Genomic DNA, 22581 nt, shown 5'->3' with positions numbered 1-22581 from the left:
TTTAATAAGAATTTTAAAAAGCCAGTGAAATCAATCAATGACAAATAAAGTCACTGAAGGTTCCACTGGCATTCATTCGTGAATCTTCCTCTGGCAAGAGGATGAAACGAATTTGGCAGCTAAAATGTAATTTTTTAAGTGCTGGCTAAATGTCTAATCCAATTGAAATATATTTTACTTCTAAAAATTCTTCAATTCCGAAGTGACCGCCTTCACGCCCAAGACCGCTCTCTTTATAGCCGCCAAATGGAACTTGAACAGCTGATGGCAGAGCATCATTAAGGCCAATGATTCCGTATTCGAGCTGTTCTGTGATTCTGAAGGAACGGCTTAGATTTTCCGTATAAACATATGCCGCTAAGCCAAACCGGGAGTTATTTGCCCGTTCAATCACTTCTTCTTCGGTTTTGAAGGTCGAAATCGGTGCCAGCGGACCAAAAATTTCATCTTTCATACATTCCATATCGTCGTGAATAGCGGTTAAAATTGTCGGGGCATAGAAATAGCCATTATCTACAGCAGGTTTAAGCCCGCTGTAAGTGACCTTTCCTCCCTTTCTAACTGCATCATTCACAAGAGCTTCTACTTTTTTATAAGCGGCTTTATCAATTAATGGCCCGATGTCGGTCCCTTCTTCGAGTCCGTTTCCAACCTTAAGCTTTTCTAATTCCGCCTGGAAAAGTTCAATGAATTTATCCGCTATTCCCGCTTGCACATATACACGATTCGTACATATACAAGTCTGACCTGCATTTCGGAATTTTGACTGTACCAATCCCTCTGCTGCCTTCACTAGATTCGCATCATCCATGACAATAAATGGAGCATTTCCACCAAGCTCCAGCGATACCTTTTTAACATTTTCAGCAGCACCGCGCATTAATGTTTTCCCTACTTCAGTCGATCCTGTAAAGGTTATCTTGGTTACACGAGGATCCTTCAGCCACGTTTCGCCGATTTCCGCTGCCCTGCCGGTGATTACATTGATTACGCCATTAGGGATTCCTGCTTCATGGGCAAGCTCCACCATCCTTAACGCTGTAAGCGGTGTCTGATTGGCCGGCTTTACCACGCAAGTACACCCTGCTGCGAGTGCTGGTGCCACTTTCCTAGTAATCATGGCTGCAGGGAAGTTCCAAGGTGTAATTGCTGCAACCACCCCAACCGGTTCTTTTCTAACAAGAATTCGTTTATTTGGGTGGGATGCCGGAATCGTTTCTCCATAGATTCGTTTCCCTTCCTCTGCATACCATGAGATAAAGCCATTAGCGTATTGAACCTCACCCAATGCTTCTTTTAAAGGTTTACCTTGCTCCATCGTCATAATCCTAGCAATTTCATGTTTGTTCTCATCAATCAATTGATACCATTTCATCATAAGCTGATAGCGTTCGTCAGCAGTTTTTTTCGACCAAGTTTTAAAGGCCTTATGGGCCGCATCAACGGCCTGCTCTGCTTCAAAAGCACCCCCAGTTGGCACTGCCCCTAAAACTTCCTTTGTTGCCGGGTTAATAATCTCGGTAAACACCTCAAAATCATTCCCAATCCATTTCCCATCAAGATACATTGGATAGATTTGATATTTTTTCGTTACTGTATCCATATTCTTTACCTCCCAACTGGAACGGCGGAATCGTTCACATATACAGCCTCAATACTTTCCTCAAGAATTTGCAACCCTTCCTCCAACTGCTCATCTGTGATGGTTAACGGCATTAGGAGGCGGATCACATTTCCATATAGCCCTGCGCTTAGTAACATAAGCCCACGCTTACCTGCGGCCTTAACGATTTTTCCAACTGACTCTTTATCAGGAGTTTTGCTGTGACGGTCTTTAACTATTTCCATTGCACACATAGCCCCTAGACCACGGACATCGCCAATACTATCGAAACGTTCAGCAAGCTCTATCATTTTTTCCGTAGCTCTCGCACCTATTTTTTGGGCCCGTTCATTAAGGTTTTCACTCTCAATGATATCGAGGACTGTAAGTGCTGCCCTGCAGCCTAGTGGACTTCCAGAATAGGTTCCGCCTATCTCACCAACATCTGCTGCATCCATAATTTCTGCTCTGCCAATAACCCCACTAATTGGCACTCCTGCTCCCATTGATTTTGAAATGGTGATTAAGTCTGGCTCAACACCAAAATGTTCAATCGCAAAATATTTCCCAGTACGGGCGAATCCTGTTTGAATCTCATCTGCCACAAACAAAATTCCATACTGTGTACATATTTCCCTAACTCTTTGAACAAATGCCTTATCTGGAACGATAAATCCTCCCTCTCCTTGAACGGGTTCCATTACAACCGCAGCTATCGTTTCAGGAGCCACTTCCGCCAGTAAAAATGTCTCAAATTGCTCAATAATCATTTCACTATATTGCTGTTCGCTCATACCCTCAGGACGGCGATATACATATGGATATGGCGCCTTGTAAACTTCTGGGGCAAACGGTCCAAAGCCGAACTTGTACGGCTTAACTTTGCTCGTCATCGACATCGTCATTAACGTTCTGCCGTGGAATCCTCTTGTAAAAGAAATAATTCCTTGACGTTTTGTATATTTTCTAGCTATTTTCACGGCATTTTCTACTGCTTCTGCACCGCTATTAAAGAAAGCCGCCTGCTTATTAAAATTTCCAGGTGTAAGATGACACAGCCTCTCGGCAAGATTAATATAGGATTCATACATCATGACATTAAAGCCCGTATGGATAAATTGACTTGCCTGCTCCTGCAGGGCTCTAACTATTCTTGGGTGGGAATGGCCGACATTTACAGTACCAATTGCACCAGCAAAATCAATATATTGATTACCATCTACATCTTCAACAAGAGCTCCTTGTGCTTTTTTCACGAAGGAATGGCAATTATTGCTAATCCCTTTTGGAACATATTTATTTCTTCTCTCCACTATTTCTTTTGATTTTGGTCCAGGTATCTCTGTTAGTTGCTTAACAAATTTCTTTTCCAATTCCGTTCTCCCCCCTTTTACAAATAAATCGTTATGTTATTACCAGATTTAAAACTTCCTTAAAGGTATTAATTACCTTATCGACTTCCTCATAGCTAATCGTTAATGCCGGTTCAATTCGTATTGTCTTCGAGTTAATTAATGTTCCTGCCACGAGGATCCCACGGTCAAACATCCCTTTTGATACTTCATAGCCGATTTCATCCTTATGGAATTCAATTCCAATCATCAACCCTTGCCCGCGGATTTCCAGGACCTTATCTTCATGTCCTAGCGCTGCTTCTTTTAACTCTTTGAGGAAATATTCACCAACTACTCCCGCTCTTTCTGGTAAATTTTCCTCGATTAACACACCAATTGTGGCAATAGCAGCTGCACAGGCTAATGGATTGCCGCCAAAAGTTGTTGTATGCATAAATGGATTCGGGAACCAGCTTTTAAATACTTCTTCCCTTGCTACAATCGCTCCGGCCGGCATAACACCGCCTCCAAAGGCTTTTGCAAGACAAATAATATCTGGAACAACTTCATACAAATCGGCCGCAAACATTTTCCCGGTACGTCCCATGCCTGTTTGTACTTCATCAAAAATTAAAAGAGTGCCATATTCATCACAAAGCTCACGAACCTGTTTTAAGTATCCCTCTGGTGGAAGAATGATTCCTCCTTCACCTTGAATTGGCTCTAAAATGACTGCAGCAACATCTTCTCCGACTGCTGCGCAAACCTCGAATGTTTTTTTCATCATGTCAAAGTCACCAAATGGTACATGACGGAAGCCCGGTATTAATGGAAGGAATGGTTTACGGAACATTCCTTTTGCCGTTCCAGATAATGATCCAAGACTTTTGCCATGGAAAGCACGTGTTGTTGAAATAAAGGTAGTTCGCTCACTATACATTTTCGCTAGCTTTAATGCTGCTTCAACACTTTCTGTTCCACTGTTGGTAAAAAAGGCATATTTCAAATCACCAGGTGTAATATCTGCTAAAATTTTCGCCAGCATTGCACGCAACGGATCAAGCAGATCTTGGCTGTGAAGAGCCTGACGCTTTAACTGATCCGTTACTGCCTTCACAACCTTGGGATTGCGGTGACCAACATTATAGATTCCAAAACCGCCGAGACAATCAATATATTCCTTGCCGTTTACATCCTTAAAGCAGGCACCATTATCAGACCATTCTACAGCTGCGAATTGACCATCTTTTGTCACCGATTTACGGTACTGTAAAAATCCTGGGTTAACATGTTCGCGGAAGCCATTGACCGTTTCCTTTGTAATCCAGGCTGCTTCTTCCTTATTAACCTCTTCCTTTTCTATTAAACTTAAAACCTTGTTAATGTATTCGCTTACTTGTTGATTCTGCTCATTCTTTGTCTCTCGTGTTAAATCGATACTCATATGATCGCTCCTCATCATCTATTAGTTGGAAAACCATCCAATTGGCTCTACTTGTAAATTAATATTGATTTGTTTAATTTCTTGGAATTCCTCAAGCCCGAATGTTCCAAGGCTTCGTCCAATTCCACTCTGCTTATAGCCGCCCCATGGTGCCTCATTATAGGTTGGATGATATGAATTCACCCAAGTAATGCCTGCACGAAGCTTTTTAATCACTCTTAACGCCTTTGCCCCGTCATTTGAAAAAACGGCACCAGCAAGTCCATAGATTGTATTATTTGCAAGTTTAACAGCTTCACTTTCATCCTGAAATTTCTGAATCACAACAACAGGACCAAATATTTCTTCTTGAACAATTTTCATCTCTTGTTTTACATTTATAAAAACAGTTGGTTCAACAAAATAGCCCTTTTCTAAGCCATTACCTACAATTCGGTTCCCGCCGCAGGCAATGGTTGCACCCTCCTGTTTACCAACCTCGATGTAATGTAAAATCTTTTCCAAATGTTGTTGGCTTACAAGCGGTCCCATTTCAGTTTCCGGATCATTACCTGGCCCAACCTTTATATTCTTCGCTCTTTCAACAAAGCGTTCTACAAATTTATCATAAATACTTTCTTCTACTAGAATTCTCGACCCTGCAGAGCACACTTGACCTGAACCAGCAAAGATTCCAAATAGTGCATAATCCACTGCCGTTTCAAAATCAGCATCCGCAAAAATAATATTGGGTGATTTGCCCCCTAATTCTAAAGATACTTTCTTCATCGTGTCTGCTGCCGTTTTCATGATATGTTTACCTGTTTTCGTACCGCCGGTAAACGAAATCATATCTACTTCAGGATGGGAAGCAATTTCATTACCCACAACGGGACCTGCTCCCATTACCATATTGGTTACTCCTTTTGGCAGTCCCACTTCTTCAAAGATTTCAAAAAGCTTCTTCGGTGTAACCGGTGTTACTTCTGACGGTTTAAAAACAATTGTATTTCCAGCGGCTAAAGCCGGTGCAATTTTCCAAACACTCATTAACAGTGGATAGTTCCAAGGAACAATTAGTCCACATACTCCAACTGGTTCACGGACAACCATCGCCTGCATTGGGTCAGCTACATGATAGGTATAGCCATCTGGTTTTGTAATCAGACCTGCATAATAGCGGAAGCACGCTGCAGCATCACCGACATCAAATCCCGCTTCTCTTAATGGTTTTCCATTGTCCATCGTTTCAAGATGTGTTAATTCATCTGCATATTCCTCAATTTTATCCGCGACTTTAAATAAATAGAAAGCTCTCTCTTGGGCTGATAATCCTGACCATACTCCTTCTTCGAAAGCCCTTCGTGCTGCAAAGATTGCCGCCCGTGCATCGGCAGCACTTCCTTCAGGGGCATATGAAATCACTTCTCCATTTGCAGGATTAATGACTGAACGTGTTTCCAGAGTTTCAGAATCTTTCCATTCACCATCAATAAACATCTTAAGGTTAGCAACGCGGTTTTTGATCTCGACCATTATCAAATCCTCCTTTATTCTCTCTTACTATCTATAGTTGCAAGAACTGTGCCAAAGTAGAAAAATGGCCTGTATCGTGTGTTTTCATAAAAAACCATTTATTGTTATTCAATATTGCATAACTGTATTTATTCGTGCATAGATTGGACGCTGGAGTAGACAGAAAAAAGCTGCTTCAGAATATAATCTGAAACAGCCTTTTTTAGATGGATGATAAATTTTCAATTTTAATATTTTTCTCGTTTAGTATTTTTTGATATTTCCTGCTAACCGAGGATTGGCTGATTCCTAATGCCTTTGCTGCCTTTGTAGTTGTTTTGTATTGGTTCATGGCCAAAACAATCAGTTGTTCCTCCACATGATCAATCGCTTCCTGTAAAGGAATAACTCTAGTAATCACCGGCTTTGTCTTTTTATTGTCAAAGCCCAGCGATAAAAACTGACTGACAAACTCAGCATCAATGGCAGGATGATCCGCGGTAACCACTAATCTTTCAATAATATTTTGTAATTCCCGGACATTTCCCGGCCAAGAATAAAATTCAAGCACATTAATCGCATCTGGCGTCAAATGATAATTACGATCATACTTTTCATTCAGCTGCTGTAAAAAATGAAAGGCAAGTAAAGAGATATCCTCAGTCCGTTCCCTGAGCGGCGGAATCTGAATTGGAATAACATTTAAACGGTAGAATAAATCTTCCCGGAAAGTCCCACTTTCCACCATTTTTTCCAGCCTTTTATTAGTGGCAGCGATTATTTGGACATTCACCTTAACAGGCACTGTACTCCCAATAGGAATAACTTCTTGCTCCTGAAGAACACGTAAAAGCTTTACTTGAAGATGCAACGGCATTTCACCGATTTCATCAAGAAACAATATTCCGCCATCTGCTTGTTTAAAATACCCTTCCTTTCCATTTTTATCTGCCCCTGTAAACGAACCCTTTGCGTATCCATACAATTCGCTTTCTAGTAGATTTTCAGGGATCGCACCGCAATTTAATTTTAGGAATGGCTTTGATGAGCGTTTCCCTAATTGATGGATTGCTTGGGCAATCACCTCTTTACCTACTCCGGATTCACCATTAAGGAGAACGGTCGATGAAAAGTCAGCGATTTTCTTAACCTGATTCATAATCTTTTCCATTTTAGGACTGCAATAGATAAGCTTTTTTAAAAAGCGATCTTTACTTTTAAAGTCATCTAATTCTTTTTTATATTGTTCCGTTATCTTCCGTATTTCCTGAAGCTCACTTTTTAATCGAGTTGTTTCCGTAATATCCCTTGAAGCAATGATAATTCGGTCCAGTTCATTTTCTTTATTAAAGACTGGATTGCCAACTGCAAGAATTTTTCTGCCTGTTCTTGTTTCCTGAACAACCGAAACCTTTTTTCTTTTTTCTATTACTAATCTTGTTACTGATGGGGTAAAAAGACCTTGATCCTCAAGTTCGAGAATATTTTTTCCAATCAACTCTTTAAGATCCACCTTCCAGAAATCTTGAATAATATTGTCACTGTACCTGATCAATTCCCCAATGGCATTAACCACAAGAATCTCATCATAAATACTCGACAATATCGCATTCAAGTCTCGATTCAAATCCTTGATATATTCTATTTCGTTGGCCATATCCTCGACCATTGGCAAGTCCTGAACAACAATGATCATCCCTTCAACTTCATCATCATCGGTTAAAATAGGACAATAATCGACGAGAACTCCCGTGTCATTGGTTATCTCTAGATGATTTAAAATCGTTTTTCCTGTAGCAAACACATTGTTAATCTGTTGAGCGCTAAAAATAGTTCCTCCTGGATAATTAAGCACCTGTTCAGTAGTAGATTTAATCATCTTTAACCCTGACTCATTGCAATTAATAATTTGTTTCTCCTTATCTAGTACAAAAATCCCCATAGGTATGGAGGTAAGAAGGATTTTCAATAAATCTACACTTTTATTCTCCTGTTTAAAAAGTTCTGCCAAAACATCTTCTCTTCGTATGTATCCCAATGGTTCTCCATCCTCACCTATGATGATTGCGAACGGTTCACCAATAATTTGGAACAATGCGGGAAAAGAAATATTCTTACTAAGGAAACAAATACTTTTGATCGATTTGGCCTGATCTAGCAAAGCCTCTATGGAATAACCTTTGCTTTCAAGCAGCTCAAGTAATGAATGATTGATTCCTGCATAAGCAAATAATTGATCTTGTTTTTTTAAAAATATAAAGGGTTCTTTGCATTGGTCTAAAGTCGACTTCAATACAACTTCTTCATCTACTGTGATAGAAATAATCGGCTTAATCTTCTCTTTTGCAACGGAAAACATCTTTTAATCCCCCCTTATCCATATCACTCTAATATTATCACTTTATTTCGAATTTTTTAAATAGAAAAAAGAAGATGAGAGGTCCATCTTCTTTTTCTAGTATCTAATCACTACCCGTTACAAATAAATCTTCTCTGATAAAGGCAAGGACCATGCCGGGAATTACGTAATCCCCTTCTTGGACCTCAAGTGATTCTACTTCACCGCTTAAACCTGTTTGAATCATATGAACCTTACCTTCAGCCGTTTTAATTTGAAATAATGGTTCCCATTCATATATCCGTGTTTCACTTTGGATTGAAACTTTTTCAACAACCCCATGGCATGGACTAAGTACCACTCCAAAATACATCCTATCACCTCCTAGTTTGGTGTTAATATTGTTCTTGAAAGGGTCCTGATTGTAAAACAAGGCAAAAAAAGTCTTGAAATTCTGTAATATCCTCTTCTTCTATTCCAAGACGATTAGCCCAATACTGAGGAGCATAGGTGTCCTCTTGGCAGAGTAAAACCATATTTCCTGTTTGCATGGAAGTGACCATTGCTTTGCCATAAAAATGATTCGAGTAACCAATAGCCAAATCGTAGCGGTGATTATTTGAAATGAGACAAAAGTAATGCAAAAGTTGTTGATCTTTTTGTTCAGACAGAATATCAAGCTTCATTTTATCCGCCTCCTTTTCATCGCGTATTTTAATATTTCAACCAGCCTCTTAGCCTTGAGGTTTCTGCCAGTTTTTTAATTCCCTCAATATAAGCAGCAATTTTCATATTCACTCCATACTTTTTAGCGGTTTTATACACATTCTTGAAACTGTCAGTTATTTTTTCCTTTAATCGAGTCTCCACCGTTTCCTCAGTCCAATAATAGCCTTGGTTGTTTTGGCACCACTCAAAATAGGAAACAATGACACCACCAGAATTTGCAAGAATATCAGGGACAACAAGAATTTCGCGTTCATCCAAAATTTTCAGAGCCTCTTTAGTGGTAGGTCCATTAGCTGCTTCAATCACAATATTGCAATTAATCCTGCTGGCATTTTGTTTGTTGATTACACCTGAAATGGCCGCAGGAATCAGGACATCACATGCTTTTTCCAACAATTCCTGATTTGTTATACTGTTATTAAATCGGCTGGTAATGATCCCAAACGAGTCTTTGTGTTCTAGAAGATAGGGGATATCCAAGCCATTCTCGTCATATAAACCACCAAGTGCATCCCCTATTCCAATTACCTTAGCCCCGAGATCATATAAATACTGAGCCAAGTAACTGCCTACATTTCCAAAGCCTTGAATAATGATCCGCATATCCCTTAAAGGAATCTCCTTCAATTCGCATACCATTTGAAGCGTATATAAAACGCCTTTTGAAGTAGCTGTTTCCCTGCCTTTAGATCCCCCTAAAGCAATCGGTTTCCCGGTAATAAAACCTGGCGAATCAAATTCACGAATATGGTCATACTCATCGAGCATCCATGCCATTATTTGCGAATTGGTATACATATCAGGTGCAGGAATATCCTTCGTCGGTCCGACCATTTGGCTGACTGCTCTAACATACCCCCTGCTTAATCGCTCAAGCTCATCCAAACTCATTTTCCGCGGGTCACAGACAATCCCGCCTTTTGCCCCACCATATGGAAGGTCCGTGATACCGCATTTTAAACTCATCCAGCCAGCCAACGCTTTTACCTCTTCTGGTGTAACATCTGGATGGAAGCGGATACCGCCCTTAGTCGGTCCTGAAGCGTCATTATGCTGTGCCCGGTATCCTTGGAAAATCTCTGTTTGCCCATTATCCATGCGAATAGGAATACTCACTTCCAAAAATCTCATTGGCTTTTTTAAGAATTCGAAGACTTGAGGAGGATAGTTCAGTATGTCAACAGCTTCCTTAAGAATCTCCTGAAACTCAATAAGTGAATTATCCTTTTCCTTTACAACCTCATTCTTTTGCAAAACTAAAGATTCGTTAGCCATCTTAACACCTCATTTTTTATTGTTATTAATCTAATTAGCAAGTTCCGTGCCATATGAAGAAATGCCATAATTACCAAAGTTTTATTAATTTTTTAGAGTGCAATAGAATGGATATTATGAAAAAATGACTGTTTTATTCAAAACTGCATATATTTTAAAAGTGAAAAAAATACGCATTCCCACTTCGGGGAATGCGTAAGATTCAATCCAATTATATTTCTGCTTCCTCAGCTTTATATTGAGGAGGTGCTACTCTGAAGGCTTTTGTTAGAAATGCTAGATAGGCAAGTCCGATGAGGAACCATCCTCCACCCATGACTAAAGAACTTATCTCAAGATTGATCCAAAGGACTCCAACTAATCCGGCTCCAATTAATGGCATGATAACGTAATCAAAAAATCCCTTTGGAGTGCGGTGCATTTTTTCACGGACAGCAAAATGACTAATCACCGAAAGATTGACAAACGTAAAGGCCATTAATGCTCCGAAATTAATAAGTGAAGTGGCTGTAACTAAATCAAAGAACCAGGCGGATAATGATATCACTCCAACGATTAAAACATTTATTGCAGGTGTTCTCCATTTTGGATGTACGTAACCAAACCATTTTTCTGGGAATACTTTATCGCGCCCCATAACATACAAAAGACGGGAAACACTTGCGTGAGAGGCAAGTCCAGATGCAAGTGTATTCACAAAGGTTGTACATAAGAAAATCGACTGAAACAGTTTCCCGCCAACATAAAGGGCAATTTCAGGTAAAGCTGCCTCTGAATCAATGAACCTCGAATTATCTGGAAAAAATGATTGGATAAAAAATGAGGTTGTGATAAAGATTACTCCTCCCCATAAAGCTGTAAGGAGAATTGCTTTTGGAATTGTTTTTTCTGGATTAGGCGTTTCTTCCGACAATGTCGTAACAGCATCAAAACCAAGGAATGAAAAGCAGAGTATTGTCGCTCCTGTTATCAGGATTGGGATGTTCATACCCTCAACAAAAAATGGCTGCATGCTAAAAACAGTTCCCGTCCCTTCTCCTGCATTAAGCCCTTTAATAACTAGGATGATGAAGACAACCATGATTAATATCTGCACAAGAACAAAAAGTGTATTGAAGTTTGCCAGAACATTGACGCTTCGTAAATTCAGAAGGGTTACAATTCCAACAAATACTAATACCCAAATAAAATCTGGAACAGACGGAAACAAAGCATTTAAGTAAAGTTTGGTTAACAACGCATTTACCATTGGCAAAAATAAATAATCGAGTAACGATGACCATCCAACGAGAAAACCGAGATGCCGGTTCATCGCTTTTTGCGTATAGGTATAGGCTGATCCAGCCTGAGGAAAAACCCGTACCAACTTCCCGTAACTTACAGCAGTGAAAAGCATGCCAACCAAGGCAATAACGTAAGCGGCAGGTACATGCCCATTTGTTTCACCAGATACAATTCCAAATGTATCAAATACTACCATGGGTGTCATATAAGCTAATCCCATTATGACAACCTGCCATAACTTTAACGATCTTTTCAACTTTACGCCATTTTCCACATATCATTCCCCCTCTTAAATTAAAGCGTTTTCATTCTGATGTTACCCCTTTGTCTACAATTAATTTTTTATTCCCCCTCCATTTAATTTCTAATTTCACTATGTATTCATGCAATTTATATGCCAAATTTTGCTTTTAATAAAATACCGTTGTGTTTATCCGTATATTTAGTTATAAGGGATTAAGTGATAGAAGGTTTTGAATTTTGAGAATTATTCATCTGTGCATACATTATTCCATATTAAATAGCGACTGTCACGAAGGAATTGGCCTATGAGGACTTCGATTCTGGCACAAAAATTGCATTAATAAATAGTAAAATAGGAAATGAGGGGAAAATCGATGCAATATCCTTTAACACCGGATGTTAAACCAGAGTTTTGTACAACAGGGACCTTTATGAGGTTACCATCAAACAGAGAAAATGCTAAATTAGCGATTGTCGGCTTGCCGTTTGATACAGCAGCTTCATTCCGAGTAGGGGCCCGCTTTGCACCACAAGCAATACGTCAGGCTTCCATGACGTTATTCCCCTACCATCCGATTCATAAGGTGTATCCATTTGATGCATGCAACGCGATTGATATTGGTGACGTTTCAGTTATTCCACATAATATTCATCGAAGTTATGAGGTAATGGAAAAAGCAGTGATGGAGTTAATGGAAAAGGGGATTATCCCAATTGGACTAGGCGGCGATCATTCTGTTACATTAGCAAATCTTAGAGCAGCAGCCAAAATTCATGGTCCTGTAGCGTTAATTCATTTTGATTCTCATACAGATACATGGGATACCTATTATGAAGAAAAATATTGGCATGGCTCACCATTCATCCGTGCATATGAGGAAAATTTATTGATTCCCGACAAGGTTTTTCAGGTTGGTATTCGCGGAACACTTAATCATCCTGGAGATATCGATTCAAGTAGTGATTTAGGATATCATGTGATAACAACACCTGAATTAAAAGAACGTGGATTTGAAAACGTTGTAAAAGAAATGAAGGAAAAAATCGGAGATACACCTTGTTTTCTAAGTTTTGATATTGATTTTGTTGATCCATCCTGCGCACCTGGAACAGGGACGCTTGAAGTAGGTGGATTAAATAGCTTTGAAACCTTACAAATCATTCGTTCCCTAACCGATTTTAATTTTATTGGTTTTGATTTAGTTGAGGTTTTACCGCCATACGACCCAACCCAGATTACTTCCTTACTCGCAGCAACTATTATTCATGATTTTGCCAGCCTCGTTGCACTAAAAATAAAATAGGCACATAAATAAATACATAAAAGCAGTGGTACACTATATCCAGTGTCCACTGCTTTTTGTATAAGAAGTGTTTTATTTAGCAAAACGATGGTTTCCGATTGTTACGGTTACTTCACGAGAAAAGATCCATTGGCTTGAAGCTGTTTTTGGATTGTAGAAAAATAATGAACCATTTCCTTTACCCATCAAAGCGATGGCTTCGTTAACCGCTCTTTTCGACTCTGCGTCAGCTGGCTGATTGATTTGGCCATTAGCAACTGGTGTAAATGCATAATGTCCATTTGAAATTTGATAAATTACTCCACGGACGGTGTTCGGAAAGTTTGGGCTTTTCACTCGGTTAAGAATAACAGTTGCAACAGCTACCTTCCCAGCATATGGCTCACCAACTGCTTCCGCACGAACTAATCTTGCCATTAACTCTTCATCTGCTGCTGAAATTGGAGAGTTTGGCAGAATCATATTTTGACCAGCGATTAGCGGCTTACTATTGTTTGCACTCATTACACTATTAATAGGTATACCAAATCCCTTGGCTATTTTCCAGTATGTCTCTCCGTACTGAATTTTGTGAGTGGTTGCTGCTTCAGACTTAGCAACACCAGTAAATGCTGACATCGATAACATTAATCCTGTCGCAATTAAAAGCTTTTTAAATTTATTCATGTTTTGTTACCTCCTAATAGTCTCGTTGTGTTCTCTACTAATAAGGCTATCAGTTGTAACATACTTATTCATTAACCAATAAATTCCATAGGCAATCTAGTAAAAATATCGCCCACTATAAAAGCATTTGTCTATCATTTGGAAGAACCAACCATTAGAAAATATATTCCAAACTTTATCCATAAGTGGATAATTAAGGTGATAATATTACATTCTATTGCACCATTGTTTCATGAAATCTCACTGTAACAACGACATTCTTCACTAAATTGACAAAATATCCCTCAATTTTGTACAGGATTCATCTCAATTCTTTGGTAATAATATAATAGAAGACAAAATGATGGAGGGTTTACAAATGGAAAATCAGTTAGTCAGCGTACTTAACAAACAAATTGCAAACTGGTCTGTATTGTATATTAAGTTACATAACTATCATTGGTATGTGAAAGGCAGTCAATTTTTCACCTTACATGCAAAATTTGAGGAGTTCTACAACGAAGCTGGGCTGCATGTTGATGAGTTAGCAGAACGATTATTAGCAATTGGTGGAAATCCAGTAGCAACAATGAAAGAATGTCTTGAACTTTCTTCTATAAAAGAAGCAGAGGGCAATGAAAGTGCTGAGGAAATGGTTCAAACCATTATCAATGATTTCTCTATTATCATTGGTGAATTAAAAGAAGGAATGAGTTTCGCTGGAGAAAAGAATGATGAAACAACAGGTGATATGCTTCTCGCTATTCATTCCGGACTCGAAAAACATGTTTGGATGCTAACAGCCTTTCTTGGTAAATCAATCTAATACCAACTAAATCAATCTAAAAAAGAGACTATCACTAGTCTCTTTTTCTACGTGCAATAAATACTAAACAGACGGTAATAATTGTGAAGGCAGTAAACGCCAAAATTGGAATGGTAATAAATCCAAGCCAATTAATATAGTCTTTCGAACAAGGCACACCGCTTTTACACATTTCAAACTGCTGCAAATATGGAATCTTTTGCAAGGCAGTATGGTAACCGGAAATTAGCATTCCGATAATGGACAACGGTAACATGTATTTCACAATGGCATTATCATTGCGGTAAAAAGCGATCCCCAATAAGATCGCTAAAGGATACATAAAAATCCGTTGATACCAACATAGCGTACAAGGAATATAAAGGAGAACTTCACTAAAATACAAACTCCCTATCGTTGCAATAAGAGCCGCAACCCAGGCAAGAAGTAAAGCTTTATTCATTGCCTTTCTCCTTTGCCGCATCCTCTACCAATTTATTTAAGTCATCCATCGTTTCTCCATCGAAACGTTTACCATTAACAAAAATAGTAGGTGTTCCAGAGACTCCTAGTTCATTTGCAAGATCTTCATCACTTTTCCATGCGTCCTCTGGTTCTTTCGTATCAAAGTAATCAACTACCTTTTTAACCTCTTCCTCACTAGCTATCTCCTCAAGGGTTTCTGTTAAAAATTCTTCCGTAAAAACATCGATTTTTTCATAGCGAATATCTTCGGGCTGCTTATCATAAATAAGTTCATGAAACTCCCAAAATTTATCGTTTCCTAGTTGAGCATACACTGCTTCTGAAAATTTTGCTGTTCGTTTTGAATCGACATTAATAAATGGGTAATGGAAATAGTAGAATTTAGCTTTTCCAGTATCAACAAATTCTTTTACAACTAACGGAACAACATTGTCTGCAAAGTTTTTACAATTCGGGCACTTGTAATCACCAAATTCTACAATTGAAACAGGTGCCGATTCCTCACCTAGAAAGGGTTGATTTGCATAATCAATGTCTTCTTTAGCTGTATCATCTGATTTATCATTATTTGCGAGAAAGATAAATCCAACAATGCTTATAGCAATCAATCCAATGATCCAAAAAACAAATTTTGATGATGATGATGGTTTCGTTCCTTTTTTAGTACTTTTTTTCCGCTGTGCCATAATCAATCTCCTTATTTTTTTGTATTGTTATTTTCAACTATTTAATTCTAGTAATTCTATTCACCTAATTGTTAAATGATATGTTATTAACTATAAATATGTATCATGTTTATGTCAAAAGTCTGAGCTCGAAACCAAAATATGAAGGGAGAAATCAAGAAATTTGTTATGTTTTCCTATTAGATTAGAACCTGCATTAAGAATAAAGAAAAAGTGAAGATTAATTTTTTACAATGACGATATAAATAAAAGATCGTCGTACCAATTTTTTAGAACAGGCCTTACAATTGAGAATAAGGCTTGTAAAGGGAATAGTGAAAGTTAGTCTGATGAAGACCATTGGACATGGAACCTGTCCTAATGTCCATTGTCAATCAATGGTGAGAATAATACATAAGTTTATAAGTACGATTTACATGTACGGGGGAGGTAAAAATGCTTGATGAAAACAGTCTTTATCATAGTAAATTACTGCATGATCAATATTACCCAAAGGTTATATCGTATTATTTTAAACAATGGAAGGGTTTTGAAATGCCGTATCATTCTCATAATGAAATCGAGATTATGTATGTGATTGAGGGAAAATGTGTTGTCGAAACCGCTACCGAAACAGTACCCATGAAAAAAGGAGATTTAATTTTACTCGATTCAAACATTGCGCATCGTTTGGTTGTAGATAATGAGAATCCTTGTAGAATGTTAAATTTAGAGTTTTTTTTTACAAACAAAGAGAATGAGGGATTTTCACCATCTTTCAAAGAAATTGTGAGAACGAATGGTATGCTGTCTCAGTTCCTTTCAAAAGCGTATCCTTATATTGTGTTAAAAGATTCAAGTGATATTTACCATGTACTAAAAAGTCTTGTACTTGAGTTAGACGAGCGAAGTTTAGAGAATATGGTGATGATTCATCTCCTATTTTCTCAACTATTTATTAAAATTGGAAGATTAGCGATTGAATATGAAAATCAGAATTCTTATCAAGTAAATTTATATATCAAACAAATCCTATCTTTCCTTCACCAGAATTATGACTGTGAAATTCAGGTGAAGGATATTGCAAATGTTGTTAATCTACATCCTGTTTACCTACATCGTATATTTAAGGCAGAAATGGGAAATACGCTGATGGAATACTTAACTTCCTTGCGTATCAAAAAAGCTAAAATGCTGCTTGCTCACACTGAAATACCCATAACTGAGATATCTGAATACGTGGGTATAAACAGCCGTCAGTATTTTAGTACGCTCTTTAAAAAGCACACCGGTAAGACTCCCATTGATTATCGAAATACACTAAACAAATAATTTCCATTTAAGAAAAATTACACAAGTTAGTATTTTAAACATCGATGTATTTAGGAGGTTACAATATTGATAACGCTTTCTCTGTGGTGCTTGGTAAGATAAAAATGGTAGTTTACCAATATCTGCAAAGGGGAGTGACTCATTGACATTTAAGATTGCTTTTATAGGAGCAGGTAGTATTGGATTTACAAGAGGGTTATTAAGGGATATTTTGTCTGTCTCAGAATTCCATAATATAGAGGTAGCATTTACTGATATTAACCCAAAAAACTTGGATATGGTTACAAAGCTATGTCAAAGAGATATTGATGAAAACAACCTAAATATAAAAATTCAATCGACAGTCAATCGCAGAGAAGCATTTAAAAATGCAAAATATATATTTTCGGTGGTACGAGTGGGTGGATTAGAGGCATTTCAATATGATATCGACATTCCCTTAAAATATGGTATAGACCAATGTGTAGGAGATACACTTTGTGCTGGTGGAATTATGTACGGACAGCGTGGAATAGCTGAAATGCTTAATATCTGTAAAGATATTCGTGAAGTCGCAGACCGTGAATGTTTGTTACTCAATTATGCGAATCCGATGGCAATGATTACATGGGCTTGTAATAAATATGGTGGTGTGAAGACGATTGGACTTTGTCATGGTGTGCAAGGGGGACACCGACAAATAGCTGAAGTGCTTGGTCTGGAGAAACATGAAGTTGATATTATTTGTGCTGGTATCAACCATCAAACTTGGTATATCCAAGTAAAGTACAATGGTGAAGATATGACAGCCAAGCTTCTCCATGCATTTGAAAATCACCCGGAGTTTAGTAAAACGGAAAAGGTACGCATTGATATGCTTAGACGTTTTGGCTATTACAGCACTGAATCAAATGGTCATTTGAGTGAATATGTCCCATGGTATCGAAAGCGTCCAGATGAAATTAACGATTGGATTGATCTTGGAAGCTGGATAAATGGTGAGACTGGTGGTTATTTAAGAGTTTGTAGGGAAGGTAGAAATTGGTTTGAGATTGATTTTCCAAACTGGATAAAAGAACCTGTTCGCAAATATAAAGAGGAAAATCGTGGTGAGGAACACGGATCCTATATAATAGAAGCCCTAGAAACAGGAAGAGTATACCGAGGACACTTTAATGTTGTTAACAATGGGATTATTTCGAATCTTCCAGATGACACCATTATCGAGGCACCTGGATATGTTGATCGAAATGGTATTAGTATTCCGCTTGTAGGAGAGTTGCCACTAGGCTGTGCGGCAGTTTGTAATGCTAGTATCACAGTTCAACACCTTTCAGTGGAAGCTGCAGTTCATGGAGACGATAATCTCTTACGTCAAGCGATGATGATGGATCCATTAGTAGGAGCAGTGTGTAATCTGAAAGAAATTGATCAGCTTGTAGATGAGATGCTAGTGGCACAGGAACAATGGTTACCACAGTATCGGAATGCAATCGAACAAGCAAAAAAGAGAATCGCATCCGGAAAATTGATTCAAGCTAAGAACAATATAGGTGCTGCTCGTCTCAAAGTCAAAACTGTAGAAGAAATGGCTAAAAACCGTGAAATTGCAAATAAGAATGCTGGTGAATCTGACAAAGCGAAGGAACGTCCTTCTGCAGGTGGGCGTCATTTTGCAGGATTTAATGATTAATCTATTAAGAATTAGGGAGGTAGGAAAAAATGATCCAAAAAGATGATGTGGAATTTTACAATGAAGAAGGGTATTTATTAGTTAAAGGCGTGTTTAATTTGCAAGAAGTCGAAGCGATGCGAGAAAGTATAGACAATATCATTCGACGAGCTGCTGAAGCAAAAAGGGATGAGAATGCCGCATGGGACGGTGATTATTTGCCAAAGGAACAACTAAGAAGACTCGTTTTGAAGGGATTTCATAACGTTCATTATCATGACTCTGTCTTCTTAAATGCGCTAGCTCATGCAAATATGGTATCTATATTGAAAAAATTAATAGGGCCAAATGTACAACTTCATCATTCAAAAATGCTAGTCAAGCCACCTGAAAAAGGTGCTGCTTTCCCGATGCATCAAGATTACCCTTACTTTCCTCATGAAAAACACAGCATGTTGGCAGCAAGTGTCCACTTAGACGAAAGCAATGAAGAAAACGGCTGTCTGCGTGTCATCCCTCAGTCACACAAACAAGGAGTCCTTTCACATGTAGGGAGACACTATTTGAATCACAAGGAATATCCTATTTCTAGTGGAACTCCTTGTCTAGCTGAACCTGGAGATGTATTATTTTTCAATTATTTAACGATTCATGGTTCTGATGTAAACAAGAGTGAACGAAATCGCAGAAATGTTTTATTTCAATATCGTAATGCATCGGATTTCCCTGTAGAGGATACACATTTTGATTGGGGAATGGGGTTAATGGTCAGTGGTGAAAATCCTCATTTTGATAAGGTGACACCGAAGTATACGATTGGTTAATTTCCAAATATTATAGGAACATTTGAATACAAAAATGTTAATAAATAATGAATAAATAAAAGTGTATTATCAGGCTCAGTTTCCAGTCAGACTGAGCCCTAGTTGTATTTTGATAGAGAAATAATTTTATTTGCAATAGGCAAAGGCAGAGGATCCATTATCCTCGAAAGGATTTCCCAACAGAACTGTTTTTGCCAATGCTTCATTCATTGTAACTGTACTTGATACAAGGGTACCGTTGTCAAACATAGCTACACCATCTGTCGGTACTCGCGAGGGGATCGCCCCGTAAACCTTTTAAATTGTTTGTTGAAGGTACTTAAGGACTGAAATCCGCTTGCATAGGCAAGGTCAATGATACTCTTGTTCGTTGAACGAAGGAGGTCCATTGCGCTTTGTAGGCGCAGGAAGTTAAGAAATTCATTTGGACTAAGTCCAGTCAACCTGCGGAACTCATTAAAAAACATTGTTCTCCCCATTTCTGCCTGCCAGTATAATGTTTCAATATTTATTGGCTTCTGATAATTTTCAAGCATGTACCCCACAATTTCGACAATTTCAGAAGATGGTAATTCCAAATTATCAGCAGACTGAGATTCTTTAGCAAACTGATTTACATGTAGTAAAATATTGATTAAATGCATATATTGACGGGTCACCCAAAGATCTTCTTCCTTTTCTTGATCTTCCATCGCAGATACAGCAGCCTGCCTTATTGCTCTTGCGAAAATGGTGTTAGACGGGATAATGGGCTGAATTCCTTGTGCAGTATAGAAAGGCTTCAGAAGCTGAATTCCATTAGGGATATTCCGTACAGCAGACGGTGTGAACAGGATGAGAATGCATTCGAACGGTTGTTCAGACTGAGCAAAACTCCAGTGCGGCTCGAATGGACGACATAAAAACACATCCCCCGGCTTCCCGAGGTAGGTGTGTTCGTTGAACCTATATTCTAGCTCATTATTAAGAACTACCCCTATTTCTAAACTATCATGGACATGCAAATCATGCTCCTCATGTGACCCCCATACACGGCAAAACGCAAACGATCTCTGTAAACGTAAGTGTTCTACATACATTTTTCACAACTCCTAAACAATCTTTTCTTTGAACAAAATGATAAGTTATCAGCTTAATTGGAGGAGAACTTAATTTTTTCGATATGGTAGAGTAAAACCATAAATATTTAACTGAGGTGAATAATTTGAGACTTTATATAATTGGCGCCGGCGTAATTGGTCGGACACACGCGGAAGCGGCAAAAAAACTTTCAGAACCGATTGAATTGCGAGCTGCTGATACAAATCCTGCTGCACTAGAAGCATTTTGCAGCCAATTTCCTGAGACAATTGGCTTTACAAATGTGGAAGAAATGCTGAACTCCGAGACAGCACAGAACGATGATATAGTAATTATCAGTACGCCGCCGATGGCACATTTTGATCCTACGAGACTTTCAATTGAGTCTGGCCGCCATGTCCTTTGTGAAAAACCACTTGCGATGAATGGTTCTCAAGCTCAAGAAATGGTCCAGCTTGCAGAAAAGCATAACCGATTATTGGGATGCTGCAGTGTACGTTTTATAGGCATGCCTCACATGGAGGCATTAAAGAAAGTAATCAAGTCCGGATCACTAGGTGAAATCTATCATGTTACGTTTGTAAACAAATGGGAACGAAGCCGTTCAGGAATCGAATATCAGCCTGCAAGCCGCTGGTTTTTAGATTCAAAACTAAGCGGTGGAGGTGTATTAATGGATTGGGGACCTTATGACTTTGCCACATTGAATGACATACTCAATCCAAACTCCATTGAAATCCATACTGCATGGACGGCAAAGCCCCAAACTGAAATTGATCCCTTGGATACACCCTTCGATGTTGAAACACATGTCGGCGCCTTCATGACTTTCAGCAGTGGTAACCATCCAATTCATGTCCATTACGAGCGTGCTTCATGTGCACACGGAGAAAGTTATGTAAGGGCAGAAATCGAGGGTACACTTGGTTCACTTAGGTGGACACCATTTGATTCTAGGCAGCCTGTCTTCCTTCGTTACGATAAGCACGGTCAAATTATAGAGGAACAGATAGAAACAGGACCGAGAAGTGAGTACACGATTTTCGACAATCCACTCCATCACTTTTATCGAAAAGTGAAAGGCCTTGAATCACATGCTAACGTTAATCAACAAGCACTGAATAATTTTCGTTGCCTAACATCCATATATACAACTGCAGAAACCGGACAAAAACAACTGATAGAAATGGTGCAGAAAGGAGTAACACTTTGAACATAAAAGGATTTTCTTCAAATATGTACGGCTGGACAGAACGCTGGAAAATGGATGGCAAAAAACCTCAGTGGGAAGATTTATTCCACGCTTGTGCAGAAGCAGGTCTGGACGCTGTCGAGATTGATGCTGATACTGAAAAACTAAAATTGGCACGTTCCTTTGGGCTGGCCGTATCGGCCTCTTATATCGGTCTCCCTTTACATATACCATTCAACGGTCTTGGAGTGGTGCAAACAGTGTTACCATTTGCTGAACGCTTGGCAGCAGCAGACGGCACCGATTTACTAATAAATGCTGACCCTATCAGTTGGAAAAATCCAGTTTCTAAGTCGGAGGATCATTTCAAACAGCAGGGTGAAAACCTATCTCGTATATCCGAACTTGTTGCCTCCCTAGGTTTAAAGGTTTGTCTGCATAACCATGCGGCAGACAATCACAATGCCAGAGGTGACTTAAGATCGGTCATCCAATATGCAGATCCGCTTGTTGGACTATGTATAGATACTGGCTGGGCACATGTTGCTGGCTGCAATCCCATTGAGTGGGTAACTGACTATCCGGATCGAGTCTTTGCCTTCCATTTACGTAATCAACGTGGGCATGTACCAACTGAGGACTTACTTGAAGGAGATATTAATTTCGTCTCCTTGCTCAATTCCGCAGCAGCTGCAAAGTATAACGGCTGGCTGGCACTCGAACTATGGCATCCACAAAGCACCCAGCCTGTTCGAACTATGACAGAGGATGTGGAGCGTTCACTCGACTATTTAAGGCATATTCTAGCATTATCGTCATGAGATATTAGCACATAATAAGTAAACTCAATTAG

General features: G+C 38.8%; 21 protein-coding genes and 1 pseudogene. 8 read left to right on the top strand and 14 right to left on the bottom strand.

The genetic code is table 11. The features are described from left to right. Nucleotides 1–145: 145 nt before the first annotated feature. From QUG14_RS23740 to QUG14_RS23700, 9 genes are all read right to left on the bottom strand, one after another. Entirely contained in the window at nucleotides 146–1567 is a 1422-nt protein-coding gene (locus QUG14_RS23740; RefSeq protein WP_289344221.1) for an NAD-dependent succinate-semialdehyde dehydrogenase, read from the bottom strand. A gap of 41 nt (nucleotides 1568–1608) precedes the next feature. Beyond that, a complete protein-coding gene (gene gabT / locus QUG14_RS23735) occupies nucleotides 1609–2976 on the bottom strand; it encodes a 4-aminobutyrate--2-oxoglutarate transaminase (protein WP_289342924.1) in 1368 nt (455 codons plus the stop codon). Nucleotides 2977–3007: 31 nt separating this feature from the next. After that, a complete protein-coding gene (locus QUG14_RS23730) occupies nucleotides 3008–4381 on the bottom strand; it encodes a putrescine aminotransferase (protein WP_289342923.1) in 1374 nt (457 codons plus the stop codon). A gap of 21 nt (nucleotides 4382–4402) precedes the next feature. Further along, a complete protein-coding gene (locus tag QUG14_RS23725) occupies nucleotides 4403–5896 on the bottom strand; it encodes an aldehyde dehydrogenase family protein (RefSeq protein WP_289342922.1) in 1494 nt (497 codons plus the stop codon). A gap of 202 nt (nucleotides 5897–6098) precedes the next feature. Next, nucleotides 6099–8234, bottom strand: coding sequence for a sigma 54-interacting transcriptional regulator (locus tag QUG14_RS23720; RefSeq protein ID WP_289342921.1), 2136 nt, complete (start codon nucleotides 8232–8234; stop codon nucleotides 6099–6101). 103 nt (nucleotides 8235–8337) lie between these two features. Further along, complete coding sequence (locus QUG14_RS23715; protein ID WP_289342920.1) at nucleotides 8338–8586, bottom strand: biotin/lipoyl attachment domain-containing protein; 249 nt, start codon at nucleotides 8584–8586, stop codon at nucleotides 8338–8340. 22 nt (nucleotides 8587–8608) lie between these two features. After that, nucleotides 8609–8899, bottom strand: coding sequence for an SAV0927 family protein (locus QUG14_RS23710; RefSeq protein ID WP_289342919.1), 291 nt, complete (start codon nucleotides 8897–8899; stop codon nucleotides 8609–8611). Nucleotides 8900–8927: 28 nt separating this feature from the next. After that, the gene (locus QUG14_RS23705; protein WP_289342918.1) at nucleotides 8928–10217 is read right to left on the bottom strand and encodes a Glu/Leu/Phe/Val family dehydrogenase; all 1290 of its coding nucleotides are present in this window, start codon (nucleotides 10215–10217) and stop codon (nucleotides 8928–8930) included. A 211-nt stretch (nucleotides 10218–10428) separates the two neighbouring features. Then, nucleotides 10429–11775 (bottom strand): APC family permease, encoded by a 1347-nt coding sequence (locus QUG14_RS23700; protein WP_289342917.1) that lies wholly within the window; start codon nucleotides 11773–11775, stop codon nucleotides 10429–10431. Nucleotides 11776–12118: 343 nt separating this feature from the next. Between QUG14_RS23700 and speB the strand changes: the two genes are divergently transcribed. Then, entirely contained in the window at nucleotides 12119–13048 is a 930-nt protein-coding gene (gene speB / locus QUG14_RS23695; RefSeq protein ID WP_289342915.1) for an agmatinase, read from the top strand. Between the two features lie 72 nt (nucleotides 13049–13120). Here speB and QUG14_RS23690 read toward each other — a convergent pair whose 3' ends face one another. Continuing rightward, the gene (locus tag QUG14_RS23690) at nucleotides 13121–13714 is read right to left on the bottom strand and encodes a cell wall hydrolase (RefSeq protein WP_289342913.1); all 594 of its coding nucleotides are present in this window, start codon (nucleotides 13712–13714) and stop codon (nucleotides 13121–13123) included. A 358-nt stretch (nucleotides 13715–14072) separates the two neighbouring features. Here QUG14_RS23690 and QUG14_RS23685 point away from each other — a divergent pair, with 358 nt between their 5' ends. After that, the gene (locus tag QUG14_RS23685) at nucleotides 14073–14519 is read left to right on the top strand and encodes a Dps family protein (RefSeq protein ID WP_289342912.1); all 447 of its coding nucleotides are present in this window, start codon (nucleotides 14073–14075) and stop codon (nucleotides 14517–14519) included. A gap of 34 nt (nucleotides 14520–14553) precedes the next feature. On the opposite strand, the gene QUG14_RS23680 is transcribed toward QUG14_RS23685, so the two are convergent. Beyond that, nucleotides 14554–14961, bottom strand: coding sequence for a disulfide oxidoreductase (locus QUG14_RS23680; RefSeq protein WP_289342910.1), 408 nt, complete (start codon nucleotides 14959–14961; stop codon nucleotides 14554–14556). Next, entirely contained in the window at nucleotides 14954–15670 is a 717-nt protein-coding gene (locus QUG14_RS23675; RefSeq protein WP_289342908.1) for a DsbA family protein, read from the bottom strand. Before QUG14_RS23675 ends, QUG14_RS23680 begins: the two co-directional genes overlap by 8 nt. A gap of 435 nt (nucleotides 15671–16105) precedes the next feature. Between QUG14_RS23675 and QUG14_RS23670 the strand changes: the two genes are divergently transcribed. The 3 genes from QUG14_RS23670 (at nucleotide 16106) to QUG14_RS23660 (ending at nucleotide 19456) form a co-directional block, all read left to right on the top strand. Continuing rightward, nucleotides 16106–16981: an AraC family transcriptional regulator gene (locus tag QUG14_RS23670; RefSeq protein WP_289342907.1), complete on the top strand. Its 876-nt coding sequence runs from the start codon at nucleotides 16106–16108 to the stop codon at nucleotides 16979–16981. 142 nt (nucleotides 16982–17123) lie between these two features. Further along, entirely contained in the window at nucleotides 17124–18653 is a 1530-nt protein-coding gene (gene melA / locus QUG14_RS23665) for an alpha-glucosidase/alpha-galactosidase (RefSeq protein ID WP_289342905.1), read from the top strand. A gap of 29 nt (nucleotides 18654–18682) precedes the next feature. Beyond that, complete coding sequence (locus tag QUG14_RS23660) at nucleotides 18683–19456, top strand: phytanoyl-CoA dioxygenase family protein (RefSeq protein WP_289342904.1); 774 nt, start codon at nucleotides 18683–18685, stop codon at nucleotides 19454–19456. Nucleotides 19457–19582: 126 nt separating this feature from the next. On the opposite strand, the gene QUG14_RS23655 is transcribed toward QUG14_RS23660, so the two are convergent. Both QUG14_RS23655 and QUG14_RS23650 read right to left on the bottom strand, forming a co-directional pair. Continuing rightward, nucleotides 19583–19705 (bottom strand): hypothetical protein, encoded by a 123-nt coding sequence (locus QUG14_RS23655; protein ID WP_289342902.1) that lies wholly within the window; start codon nucleotides 19703–19705, stop codon nucleotides 19583–19585. 2 nt (nucleotides 19706–19707) lie between these two features. Further along, a complete protein-coding gene (locus QUG14_RS23650) occupies nucleotides 19708–20535 on the bottom strand; it encodes an AraC family transcriptional regulator (protein WP_289342901.1) in 828 nt (275 codons plus the stop codon). Nucleotides 20536–20648: 113 nt separating this feature from the next. Between QUG14_RS23650 and QUG14_RS23645 the strand changes: the two are divergent. The 3 genes and pseudogenes from QUG14_RS23645 to QUG14_RS23635 all read left to right on the top strand — a co-directional run. Next, nucleotides 20649–21005: pseudogene (locus QUG14_RS23645) on the top strand (Gfo/Idh/MocA family protein); the annotation flags it as partial. Continuing rightward, nucleotides 20982–21749 carry a Gfo/Idh/MocA family protein gene (locus tag QUG14_RS23640; RefSeq protein ID WP_353961113.1) on the top strand — a complete coding sequence of 256 codons (768 nt, stop codon included), beginning with the start codon at nucleotides 20982–20984 and terminating at the stop codon, nucleotides 21747–21749. The pseudogene QUG14_RS23645 and the gene QUG14_RS23640, both read left to right, overlap by 24 nt. Further along, nucleotides 21746–22549 carry a sugar phosphate isomerase/epimerase family protein gene (locus tag QUG14_RS23635; RefSeq protein WP_289342900.1) on the top strand — a complete coding sequence of 268 codons (804 nt, stop codon included), beginning with the start codon at nucleotides 21746–21748 and terminating at the stop codon, nucleotides 22547–22549. Before QUG14_RS23640 ends, QUG14_RS23635 begins: the two co-directional genes overlap by 4 nt. The last annotated feature ends 32 nt before the right edge of the window (nucleotides 22550–22581 follow it).

Origin of the sequence: Neobacillus sp. CF12 (assembly GCF_030348765.1) — a bacterium.
In the GTDB taxonomy this organism is placed as follows: Bacteria; Bacillota; Bacilli; order Bacillales; family Cytobacillaceae; genus Neobacillus.
This window is presented reverse-complemented; position numbering and strand designations above follow the sequence as displayed.

What these genes read in the sequence shown, in the direction of transcription:
- QUG14_RS23740 (WP_289344221.1), bottom strand. Translation starts at nt 1,567, where the DNA reads ATGTATCTTGATGGGAAATGGATTGGGAATGATTTTGAGGTGTTTACC.
- QUG14_RS23730 (WP_289342923.1), bottom strand. Translation starts at nt 4,381, where the DNA reads ATGAGTATCGATTTAACACGAGAGACAAAGAATGAGCAGAATCAACAA.
- QUG14_RS23725 (WP_289342922.1), bottom strand. Translation starts at nt 5,896, where the DNA reads ATGGTCGAGATCAAAAACCGCGTTGCTAACCTTAAGATGTTTATTGAT.
- QUG14_RS23720 (WP_289342921.1), bottom strand. Translation starts at nt 8,234, where the DNA reads ATGTTTTCCGTTGCAAAAGAGAAGATTAAGCCGATTATTTCTATCACA.
- QUG14_RS23715 (WP_289342920.1), bottom strand. Translation starts at nt 8,586, where the DNA reads ATGTATTTTGGAGTGGTACTTAGTCCATGCCATGGGGTTGTTGAAAAA.
- QUG14_RS23710 (WP_289342919.1), bottom strand. Translation starts at nt 8,899, where the DNA reads ATGAAGCTTGATATTCTGTCTGAACAAAAAGATCAACAACTTTTGCAT.
- QUG14_RS23705 (WP_289342918.1), bottom strand. Translation starts at nt 10,217, where the DNA reads ATGGCTAACGAATCTTTAGTTTTGCAAAAGAATGAGGTTGTAAAGGAA.
- speB (WP_289342915.1), top strand. Translation starts at nt 12,119, where the DNA reads ATGCAATATCCTTTAACACCGGATGTTAAACCAGAGTTTTGTACAACA.
- QUG14_RS23690 (WP_289342913.1), bottom strand. Translation starts at nt 13,714, where the DNA reads ATGAATAAATTTAAAAAGCTTTTAATTGCGACAGGATTAATGTTATCG.
- QUG14_RS23685 (WP_289342912.1), top strand. Translation starts at nt 14,073, where the DNA reads ATGGAAAATCAGTTAGTCAGCGTACTTAACAAACAAATTGCAAACTGG.
- QUG14_RS23680 (WP_289342910.1), bottom strand. Translation starts at nt 14,961, where the DNA reads ATGAATAAAGCTTTACTTCTTGCCTGGGTTGCGGCTCTTATTGCAACG.
- QUG14_RS23675 (WP_289342908.1), bottom strand. Translation starts at nt 15,670, where the DNA reads ATGGCACAGCGGAAAAAAAGTACTAAAAAAGGAACGAAACCATCATCA.
- QUG14_RS23670 (WP_289342907.1), top strand. Translation starts at nt 16,106, where the DNA reads ATGCTTGATGAAAACAGTCTTTATCATAGTAAATTACTGCATGATCAA.
- QUG14_RS23660 (WP_289342904.1), top strand. Translation starts at nt 18,683, where the DNA reads ATGATCCAAAAAGATGATGTGGAATTTTACAATGAAGAAGGGTATTTA.
- QUG14_RS23655 (WP_289342902.1), bottom strand. Translation starts at nt 19,705, where the DNA reads ATGTTTGACAACGGTACCCTTGTATCAAGTACAGTTACAATGAATGAA.
- QUG14_RS23650 (WP_289342901.1), bottom strand. Translation starts at nt 20,535, where the DNA reads ATGTATGTAGAACACTTACGTTTACAGAGATCGTTTGCGTTTTGCCGT.
- QUG14_RS23640 (WP_353961113.1), top strand. Translation starts at nt 20,982, where the DNA reads ATGGTCCAGCTTGCAGAAAAGCATAACCGATTATTGGGATGCTGCAGT.